General features: G+C 44.6%; 15 protein-coding genes. 1 reads left to right on the top strand and 14 read right to left on the bottom strand.

The genetic code is table 11. The annotated features are described in order from the left end of the window. Positions 1 to 49 precede the first annotated feature (49 nt). Genes AC4MRN_RS16995 through AC4MRN_RS17005 form a run of 3 tightly spaced genes read right to left on the bottom strand, consistent with a single transcriptional unit; the run spans position 50 to position 1,381 of the window. Positions 50 to 520 carry a GNAT family N-acetyltransferase gene (locus AC4MRN_RS16995; RefSeq protein ID WP_491203948.1) on the bottom strand — a complete coding sequence of 157 codons (471 nt, stop codon included), beginning with the start codon at positions 518 to 520 and terminating at the stop codon, positions 50 to 52. A gap of 42 nt (positions 521 to 562) precedes the next feature. After that, positions 563 to 886, bottom strand: a complete 324-nt coding sequence (locus AC4MRN_RS17000; protein ID WP_073324806.1) for a hypothetical protein — start codon at positions 884 to 886, stop codon at positions 563 to 565. 3 nt (positions 887 to 889) lie between these two features. Beyond that, complete coding sequence (locus AC4MRN_RS17005) at positions 890 to 1,381, bottom strand: hypothetical protein (RefSeq protein ID WP_491203949.1); 492 nt, start codon at positions 1,379 to 1,381, stop codon at positions 890 to 892. A gap of 196 nt (positions 1,382 to 1,577) precedes the next feature. Between AC4MRN_RS17005 and AC4MRN_RS17010 the strand changes: the two genes are divergently transcribed. Further along, positions 1,578 to 2,522 (top strand): alpha/beta fold hydrolase, encoded by a 945-nt coding sequence (locus AC4MRN_RS17010; RefSeq protein WP_491203950.1) that lies wholly within the window; start codon positions 1,578 to 1,580, stop codon positions 2,520 to 2,522. 12 nt (positions 2,523 to 2,534) lie between these two features. Here AC4MRN_RS17010 and AC4MRN_RS17015 read toward each other — a convergent pair whose 3' ends face one another. The 11 genes from AC4MRN_RS17015 to AC4MRN_RS17065 all read right to left on the bottom strand — a co-directional run bounded on the left by AC4MRN_RS17015 (position 2,535) and on the right by AC4MRN_RS17065 (position 8,513). Then, positions 2,535 to 3,173: a LysE family translocator gene (locus tag AC4MRN_RS17015; protein ID WP_491203951.1), complete on the bottom strand. Its 639-nt coding sequence runs from the start codon at positions 3,171 to 3,173 to the stop codon at positions 2,535 to 2,537. A 185-nt stretch (positions 3,174 to 3,358) separates the two neighbouring features. Then, positions 3,359 to 3,910, bottom strand: coding sequence for a histidine phosphatase family protein (locus AC4MRN_RS17020; RefSeq protein WP_491203952.1), 552 nt, complete (start codon positions 3,908 to 3,910; stop codon positions 3,359 to 3,361). A 60-nt stretch (positions 3,911 to 3,970) separates the two neighbouring features. Further along, positions 3,971 to 4,273: a hypothetical protein gene (locus AC4MRN_RS17025; RefSeq protein ID WP_370246010.1), complete on the bottom strand. Its 303-nt coding sequence runs from the start codon at positions 4,271 to 4,273 to the stop codon at positions 3,971 to 3,973. A 62-nt stretch (positions 4,274 to 4,335) separates the two neighbouring features. After that, entirely contained in the window at positions 4,336 to 4,812 is a 477-nt protein-coding gene (locus AC4MRN_RS17030; RefSeq protein ID WP_491203953.1) for a hypothetical protein, read from the bottom strand. Between the two features lie 23 nt (positions 4,813 to 4,835). Continuing rightward, positions 4,836 to 5,330, bottom strand: coding sequence for a GNAT family N-acetyltransferase (locus AC4MRN_RS17035; protein ID WP_491203954.1), 495 nt, complete (start codon positions 5,328 to 5,330; stop codon positions 4,836 to 4,838). A 47-nt stretch (positions 5,331 to 5,377) separates the two neighbouring features. Further along, on the bottom strand, positions 5,378 to 5,629 hold the full coding sequence (locus tag AC4MRN_RS17040; protein ID WP_487971652.1) for a hypothetical protein: 252 nt from the start codon (positions 5,627 to 5,629) through the stop codon (positions 5,378 to 5,380). 112 nt (positions 5,630 to 5,741) lie between these two features. Next, a complete protein-coding gene (locus AC4MRN_RS17045) occupies positions 5,742 to 6,479 on the bottom strand; it encodes a hypothetical protein (protein WP_491203955.1) in 738 nt (245 codons plus the stop codon). 283 nt (positions 6,480 to 6,762) lie between these two features. Continuing rightward, complete coding sequence (locus tag AC4MRN_RS17050) at positions 6,763 to 7,014, bottom strand: hypothetical protein (protein WP_491203956.1); 252 nt, start codon at positions 7,012 to 7,014, stop codon at positions 6,763 to 6,765. A gap of 49 nt (positions 7,015 to 7,063) precedes the next feature. Beyond that, the gene (locus AC4MRN_RS17055; RefSeq protein WP_281250820.1) at positions 7,064 to 7,189 is read right to left on the bottom strand and encodes a hypothetical protein; all 126 of its coding nucleotides are present in this window, start codon (positions 7,187 to 7,189) and stop codon (positions 7,064 to 7,066) included. A 51-nt stretch (positions 7,190 to 7,240) separates the two neighbouring features. Beyond that, a complete protein-coding gene (locus AC4MRN_RS17060; protein WP_487971648.1) occupies positions 7,241 to 7,717 on the bottom strand; it encodes a DUF4265 domain-containing protein in 477 nt (158 codons plus the stop codon). 103 nt (positions 7,718 to 7,820) lie between these two features. After that, complete coding sequence (locus AC4MRN_RS17065; protein WP_245819280.1) at positions 7,821 to 8,513, bottom strand: CPBP family intramembrane glutamic endopeptidase; 693 nt, start codon at positions 8,511 to 8,513, stop codon at positions 7,821 to 7,823. Positions 8,514 to 9,148 lie beyond the last annotated feature (635 nt).

A 9,148-nucleotide genomic window follows, 5' to 3' on the forward strand; every position in this document is an offset into this window, starting at 1 on the left:
CCTAACATTGCGAACCACTTCATCGCTTGGATAAACTGTTCAAACACCGTCATTCGGCTTTAGTGCCAGGGCGTTGCAGCTTCATTTCCAGCATAGAAGACTGAAAACCTACTTTTTCATATGCATTGATTGCGGCGCGGTTGTCGGCGTAGACATCCAGATAAAAATCAAACACCTGCTTTGATTCTGCCCACGCCATCAGCGTGTCGATAATCTGCTTATTCAACCCCATTCCTCGGTATGCTGGCGCAACATACATAAACCCCAGATAGCCGTGAACATTGTGCACTAGTGAGGGTTTCGACTGTCTGATTTGTACATAACCGGTCGCTACAATTGCGCCGTTATCCTCTGCTACCAACAAATAGCTGTCGTCATCGGTAATCAAAGCAGGAATATCGTAATAGCGTGCGCCTTGCGCTTTGATCGCCGAATTAAACGGACGCTCAGCGTCGACAACGGCCTGTTCGAGCGCCAGCAGCGCATTCACGTCGCTAAGTGTTGCTTGTCTAAATTGCATAGTTAGTCACATTTTTCTTATTGTTGAGTTTATGGATTGGATTTACTTGAGGCTGTCGTCATCTCTAACGTCGGGATTACTGTGTATTTTGCGACTGACAATAGTTAACACCAAGCCGCCACGCCACTGATTCAGCAAGGCAAAAAACGGGTACCCAAAGACTGCCAGCAATATTAACACAAAAGGACTCAACACCATTGCCACCGCAATTTGGCTGAGCGATAGCCCTTCTATTCCTGCCAGAGCAAACACACCTAACATAGCCAGATAAAACAAATCCAGCGCTAAGCCATAAATAGCAAAGAGTTTCACAATTGAGGGGAAGCTCAACTGCACCCGATTTTGCTGTTTCAGGCGAGCCGTCATTCTCTACTCCCCCACCAGGCCAGCCGACACAGCAGTACCGTACTTCAACAGCAGGGTAAAGCCCCAAAACAGTATAAACACGCCCCAATAGAGTGCTTTGTGTTGGCGAAATAAATGGGTATCGCCTATCAGTGACACGAGCTTATGCCGATCGTCGTAAATCAGCGCGACCACCATTAAAAGCAATACCACGTTGACATAAGGTGTACCACTCCAACCCAGCGAAAAGGTGATTACCGTAATGCACAATTGCATAGGTAACAGCAGAAGCGCACCGATTAACCGAAACTGGGGAAAAAACAGTACGATGCCGGTAATTAACTGCGCCGCGGCAACTAAATATCCCAACAACCCCAGCCCATATTTAGCCAGTTCGTCGACCAACCAGACCGGGCCGATAATATTAGGGAACCAATGCAGGAACTTACTGATGCCAGCGGATGAATAAATAACCGCAAGCAATAACTGACAGACCATTAGACTTCGTTGAAACACTCCATGTCTCCTTTATACACACCAGATTGAACGTTTGTGTGGGAAAAACTAAACCCGAATACGGTAAACGCCGTAGCATTACACTTAATGATCAGGTGTTCAATGAAAAGACGTAGCGTGTAGCTTGCATATTTGTATCGTTTTATTTAAAACGCACAAAGGCGTACAAACGTCGTTTACTTAAGCAGCCAAAGAAATGTTAAAACTCGTAATCAGTGTTATCGCAGTCATTTTTATATGCGCCTTTGTCTTTGTGCAATTGCACTCTGCGAAAGACATTCCTGTTGAGCAGCTTAAACCACAATGGACGACTTCGGCCTCATCTTTCATAGAGATTGGTGGTTTATCTTTGCATGTGAGTGACGAAGGCGTTAAAAACGCCGCAACGCCAATTGTATTGATTCACGGCACTGGCGCGTCACTTCACACCTGGGACGGCTGGACCTCAACGCTCAAACATCAACGCCGGGTGATACGTTTTGACTTACCGGGCTTTGGCCTTACCGGGCCTGAGCCCCAGAATAACTACACCATAGAAAACTACACTGACTACCTTGTAAAGCTGCTCGATGCTCTGGGTATTCCTAAGGCCATTGTTGCTGGCAACTCTCTTGGCGGCTATATAGCCTGGGCAACCGCTATTCGGTACCCTGACAGAGTATCGAAACTCGTGCTTGTAGATGCATCCGGCTACCCTTACCAAGCAGAGTCTGTCCCTATTGCATTTAAGCTCTCTCAAAACAAGTTAGCAAAAATACTGTTAAAGAATTTCATCCCTAAATTCATAGTCAGAAGCAGTATCGAAAATGTTTACGGCGATCCCTCTTTGGTCTCTGATGACTTGGTAGACAGGTACTATCAACTTGCACTTCGCGAAGGTAACCGCGCCACGATTTCAGAACGCTTTACCCAGACTCAACCTGGCGATCTGCGCTTTAAACTTGGCGAACTCACCATTCCCACCTTATTACTTTGGGGCGGCAAAGATAAGTTAATTCCACTTCACGTGGGCGAGCAGTTCAAAAAAGACAATCCTCACAGCACGCTTGTCGTTTTTGCTGAACTGGGGCACGTACCGCATGAAGAAGCACCGGAGACAACACTGTCGCCGGTGCTGGCATTTATTGACGCACCGCACTAGCAACGCAAAACATCAGCTGTTTTTAGCCAGCGCTAGCCTGGCACCAAAACCGATAAACACGACACCAGTAATAGTATTCAGCCACACCTTAAAACGCGGGTTGTTGGTTGCTCGTTTGACCTTTGTCAAGGTGAACACCATAGCTGTAAACCAGACAACATTCACAGTGGCATGTGCAGTGACCAGGGTATAAGCACTCAATGCACTGGCGTCGGCCGACATAAATTGCGGAAACGCCGCTAAGTAAAACACCGAGACTTTTGGGTTTAACATGTTGGTAAGAAACCCTTCGGCAAAAGCATTTTTTAGTGCTGTGGGCTTTTGTTGTGGCGGCGCAACCTCGGTGGCAATAGCGGTACCTTTCATGAAGGCATTGCGGATTGCTTTTATTCCAAGCCACATCAAATACAACGCCCCCAGCATTTTAAAAATAAAAAACGCGGTGGCAGATTGCACCAGCAAAATAGAGATACCAAACACAGACAACGTGCCATGCAAATAGAACGCGCCAACAAAACCGGCAACGTTTGCCAGTCCAGCCCGGTGACCAGACAGCGGCACGGTTTTCGCGATCAGGAAACCATTTGGCCCGGGCGAAATCACCAGTAAAGTGGCGACGGCCACAAAAGTAATAACCGTATTTATATCCATGCTAACTCTCCATTAATCACTAAAAAGAAGGTATCGATTTTGTGCGCCAAGCTTGCGTAGGCGCTGTTCACAGTGTTCTGTGCAAGCTTTACGAATCACCCGTAATAGGTTCAATCACAACGGCTCTCCGACGCCCTAAACAATGTGCCTTTTTGTGGGTACGCACCGTGTGGTTAGCTTGCTCTTCAGGGTTTATTAAAGGCAGTAATACCCCAATACTGACTGGACTTTTGCGTTTGAGTAAAACCACGTAGTCGCAGCTGTTTCCTCATGTGCAGATTTATATAACCATGGGCGAAGACAATGACGTTTTGTTCTGTTTCAGCCAGCGCAATAAGTTGATTAGCTGCACGCTTCGCGCGGATTTTCGCTTCACGGTAAGACTCAAATTTACCGGGCACGCCCACAGTCCACAACGCTCTGCAAAGATAAACCCAGGTCCATGCATTCAGCTTGAAAGGCAACTTATACCGGGGGATGTCCATTTCACGAAATTGCGACGACTGCAGTGAGGGCGACCGGTCTAAAGCAATCTCGCAGCTGTGCACCGCTCTGGGAAGATCACTGGCAACAGCATAGTAGTGTTGATAGTGGTGAAATACGCTCAAATCAGGCTTGCTGCTCTCGTCAACCAATGAATGGTTGTAACGCTTTACCCAGCGCACGAAACCGGCGCTATTCACTTTCTGATTTTCAGCGCCAGTCGGCCTTCCATGCCTTACTAATACTATGTTCATTAAAATCCTGTACGACTTTTTACGTTGACGCGTTTCAGCAGCCCATCATAGGGTTATATTTTACTCTCGCTTCATAGGGAAGAACGAATAACCAGCACCGGGTTTACGTCGAAGATAAGTGAACCAATTAACCTTACACATTTCACATAAATAAATCATTGGCGGTGCTGGCTCTCTCTCTGGGTTTCTCAGTAAATTATGCAGATGAGTATCATTTTTGATTAATTCTACAGCCTTTAATTCGGCCTGCTCCTCATTGCAGGCTTTAACCCATCGAGTAGTAATAAAGCCAAGTAATTCTTCTTTACCATCAAATTCGATAAAAAAGTTTTCGCCCTCTAACATAACTTGAAAATAACTCATCTCTTCCCTTTACAGTTATCACCTTTGTGGGTAGCTGAAGCTGCGGATTGTTAGCTGCCCTTCTATTCTAAATCTTCATCGTAAATACGAGTAAAGTTCTCAAACTCTGTACCTATAAGGTCTTTTTCAATAACACGTTTTGCAATCTCAAAATCGACCACATAGTTGCAGACTTCCATAGTATCACTGCCAATACTGCCGCCGTCACAGTGCCCTAAACCAGTCCACCCGAGTGTTTCGTTTAGACGATCCTGAAGCCTTGCTCTTTTATCAAGATCTTCAGGAGTCCCAAAACCATCTACAGAGTACTCAACCATTAGGGTAAACGTCTGATCAACTTCACTGAATCCAATAGCAATTAAATCATCAATTTCCTTTTGAATCGCTTTCTGAGGATTGTGAAACAGGCTCTTTTTAAGCACTTTACTCTTGCCAGTCGTTCCGAGCTCTCCCCAGTGAACCCGATGAGACCCCTCATCATTAGACCAAGTCTCCCAATACTCTTTTTTCTCTTCAGATAAACGGTAAAGTTTCAGCATGATTTGTCATCGTGCATAACAGCTCAGCTGTTTTTCAATTTACTCAAGAGGTGGCAATCATAAAAGGCCCCCTGCTTAAAAATGGCATGTTTAAGCAAGCCTTCCCGCTGAAATCCTGCTTTCAGCAACAGCTGTTTTGAAGCGTCGTTTGGTGAAAACACATTGGCGAAAATCCGCACAATATTGGTGTTTGTGAACACATCCTCTACGAGCTGTTCAATTGCGTCCAGCATAATGCCTTTGCGCCAATGCGCTTGCGCGAGCCAGTAACCTATCTCTGCCGAGCGTTCATATTCAAACTCACCTCGATTCACACCAATGCAACCTGCCAGCTCGTCGTTAACTGTAATTGCTTTGATTAAACCACTTTTACTGCCCTCTTCTACCCACCACAGCGCATCCGCCTTGGTATAAGGTTGCGGAATTTTTGTCGACAGAAAAGCGGTTACGTCGCTGTCGTTCAGGATTTCAACCAACCTTTGGGTGTCGTGAAATTGAAAGTCTCTGAGGGTAAACATACCTGGTCCATTATTTTTATGATGTTAATAACACCGCTTGTAGCAAACTAGCTGTTTACAACAAATACTGTGGCAACGGCAAAAAACCAACAAAGCGACAGAACCAGCACCATTTTAAGCATGCTTGAACTTGCCTTAATCCGCAACAAAGTGAAGCCTGAATAGGCTGCTAGAAGCAATGCGCCAATCCCGCCCAGCGCGAGCCCTTTGACGAGACCAACAACGGGGGCCCATTCGCTGTGAATAAAAACCATTTCAGTAATGAATGCAAAAACACCCAACGCGATACAGCCCAGCAACAGATAAAATGCTCTGTATTCGCACTTTTAATATTCTGTACTCGTCATTCTCGGCCTCCTGCCCTAGCCGTCACGCATTGGACTTCAGAATGAAACATACCAATCGCTTGCGTTACTGCCCGTGAACAACAGGCACTATCCAGTCAGCCCATGTCTGCCATTTAAATACAGTGTGCATTGCAAGTGCTAACAAGCAAAACAAAGCAAACGACAACAACGTGCTGCCATGCAACCGCTTGGTTGTTTTCCAGTCGTACATCATTAAGGTCGCATAAACCATAAACATAATTACAAACATGGAATACCCGGGCAACGAGAGTAAATGAACTGCTCGATTAAGGCCTTCGGGCATCATTTGAATAGCCGCTGCAATCATAAACCGCTTGTGGTGGGCAGGCTGTTTGACAGATAACACACCCAACACATAAAGCACGGCGAATAGCGTCCATTGAAGAAAAGCGCCACCAAGAAAGCTGCCAGCCCTTAGCCTGGCCTGAGCGTCGTCGACGCCAAACACGCCAAAACCCGCCATCCGGTGATAAAATTCAATGGCCATAACCGGACCGGTGATCAATATTCCAATAACCAAAATCACGCTCAGTGTGCCGATGATTTTATGACTGGCGTACTTGCCGGCAGCAGATAAGCGGGTTTGATTGAGCAGTAATACATACCAGGCCGCACTCATTGCGCCGTGTAGACCTGTCCATAGCGATATTCTGGCAATGTTGTTGGGGTTATTTGTCCAGTTAAGCGCAAAACCGCCGAAAACCACAACGGTGATGACAAGGGCAAAGACCCCAAAAAAGCGGTTGTCCAAGGGTGATACCGCCGCTGATTTACTACTCACAATACTAGACTCCATGTCAAAAACGTCCTGTTCGCAGGCATTTTAGATATTTTGGCTATTCATAATGCACTGATATTAATACATAAACCAGTTGATTTTGTGACGGAAACTAAGCAGAACAGGCTCGTAATCGAGTAGAACCTTGTTTAACAACAGGCATCGCGCATTGAGGATTGGAATAATTGGTCCAGCCCCCCCAGGTATGTAGAGTCTGCTGAATACTGTTGAAGCCATCCAGCCTGTGAGTCTTCGGAAGGAAGCTCGTATGTTGAACCTCTGGCGATTATTCAGCACCAGGGCCAATACTGTCAGATACACCACCGCCAAAGGTTTTGTCTCGAGTAACTTGTATATCCTGGCTCCTGTTGAGCAGCCACACGCCTATGGCTGCCAGAAACGGAACCAGCCAAACCAGTAACATTTGAGCGCCTTTCTGGAAAGTATCCAAATCATCACGTTTCATTAAGAATACAGAAACGCTTGTATTCAAAATAAATAGAATTGCCATCACAACATACAAAATTTCAACGTCCATTGAATCACCTCTTCCTGGCGAGATCTTTAAAAATGGAACTCTTCTCGAATTAAAACTCAACACTACCAATAATCGCTAGCAGGCCAATCGGGAACAATAGAACCCACTGCAGCAACTTCATCAAAGCCTTAGCTTGAATAAGTAGTGATGCCTGCGCATAAACAGAAAAAAACATGGCGCTATACACCTATGGAGCGCCATGTTTGTGTCCCTCTTGAGCGCTTTGTTAGACATCTTCGTCAACCGCTGCATCAAAAGAGCCTGGCATTTGCTCTTCGCATGTTTCCAGAGCAATTATGTCTTGTTCATTCCATTGGTCTAATCGATTTAAAACACTGGTATAGCATGCAGAAGCTCTGACATTAATTGCTAAATAAGTATTGTCCCAACGTTCCAGTGAACAATCTAATTCACGAATTATTTTGATGTATTTTTCTTGTTGTTCCCTAGTTACTTTTTTGTCGAAAATAATTCTAAGGGTGCTATTGCCACTTCTTTTAACCACCTTCTCAATTTCCAAGATTCCGTCTTCGTCGGGTTTAGCTTCAACCTCATCTTTAAAATTGAGTGAATAAGAGAAAAATGGGACGTTTTCTAAACGATAGATATTATTACCGAGAGGCTCGGCCCACATCGATTCCCCACCAATCATCCAATGGTTTGGAAGAGAAACATGCACTTTCATTAAACCGTCGTTATTCACTCTGATGCCTAACACCTAAATAAGGGGCAAATGCACGTAGGCTAAAATTAGAACGAAGCGACTGAGCCTACGTGTATTTGTCCCAGCAAGTTTGCGAGCGAGTTTAAGCGCTTGTTAGCTCAGCACCTTGCGCCTTCCTTGCGATAAATGCGACTGACCCCGAGTACACATCCATAAATATGTGCGCCAATATAGCAACAACAATACTTTCGAAATACAAATATATACCGCATAGCAAAACACCCACAACAGCTGTTTTTATGACATGCTTCCAACCAAGATATATATGCCAAAAGCCGAAAATGATGCTACTACCAATAACGGCAACTAGCCCGCCTGTATGTTGCTCAATGAAGCTAAACAAATACCAACGGAAAATAAGCTCTTCGCACACACCAGCACTAAATGAGACCAGCAATGTAAAAAATAAAAACTCTTTACGTGATGATGGCAGTATTTCTACAAATGACTCGCCACCGTCTTCAAATGCGTTTAAAACCTGAAGTCTGACACTTTTATCTTTATTGATTGAATAAAGCACATATTTCATATATGCAATAAACACCGCAAACATAAAGAGCGCCAAATAACCTTTCCAAGTAGTAGACGGTAGGTATTGTGGAGGTTCTATTTTTAAGACACCATTTAAAAAGCAAAAAAATAAGAATCCAGTGACAGCCCACAACATGAAAGAAGTTTTTACGTATTCGGTACACTTATTTCTACATTTATATTTTTCCAAGACTAAATCGAACAATGGAAATAGAAGTATTGTAGACAGAAATGCAATTTCCATCGTTTGCACTGCAATCATCCTTGTGTAGAGCTAAATTTTCACTAACGGGCGCAAGCACGCAGGGTATAATGGCGAAGCCGCCCCGCGGGCGACATAATTTTTTTGTTAAGTACTTGTGCCATTACCACACTACAACTTTTTTTGGCTCAAAGCCACTAACCATACAACTACCCAACACTAGTTCGCCGCGTTCAGCAGCTGTAAATGCCTCTTCTGTGGGAAAGCCCATTACATAGTGCACAATTATTGGTGGTCCATTCAAGTCGATAAACGTGAAGTCTAAAGGGATAAGGCGTCGAAACAATGAATACAAACCAGGCGATAACTTTAGTTTTTTGATTTCTTCTAAAAATGAAAGCAGCGATAAAAACAAATAAGCATAAAAAGCCTAGATTACGATAAGCCAAAAAGCTCCATAAGATACTACTGAGAACAAGAATCGTTTTGCTTCTTTACTTTGAAAAATCATGTGAATCTACATCAGCACCTAACGGCCCAACAACGGGCGCTGGCACGTAGGGCACAATAGCGAAGCGGCCGTGCGAGCTTGCGTCCCAGCGAGCGAAGCGAGAGCCTTGAGTGGTTTGTTATGTCCGTTTTCCAAAATCATCCTTGAATTTCTTAAATTTGAATTC

The sequence above is a fragment of the Marisediminitalea sp. genome, from assembly GCF_984433645.1.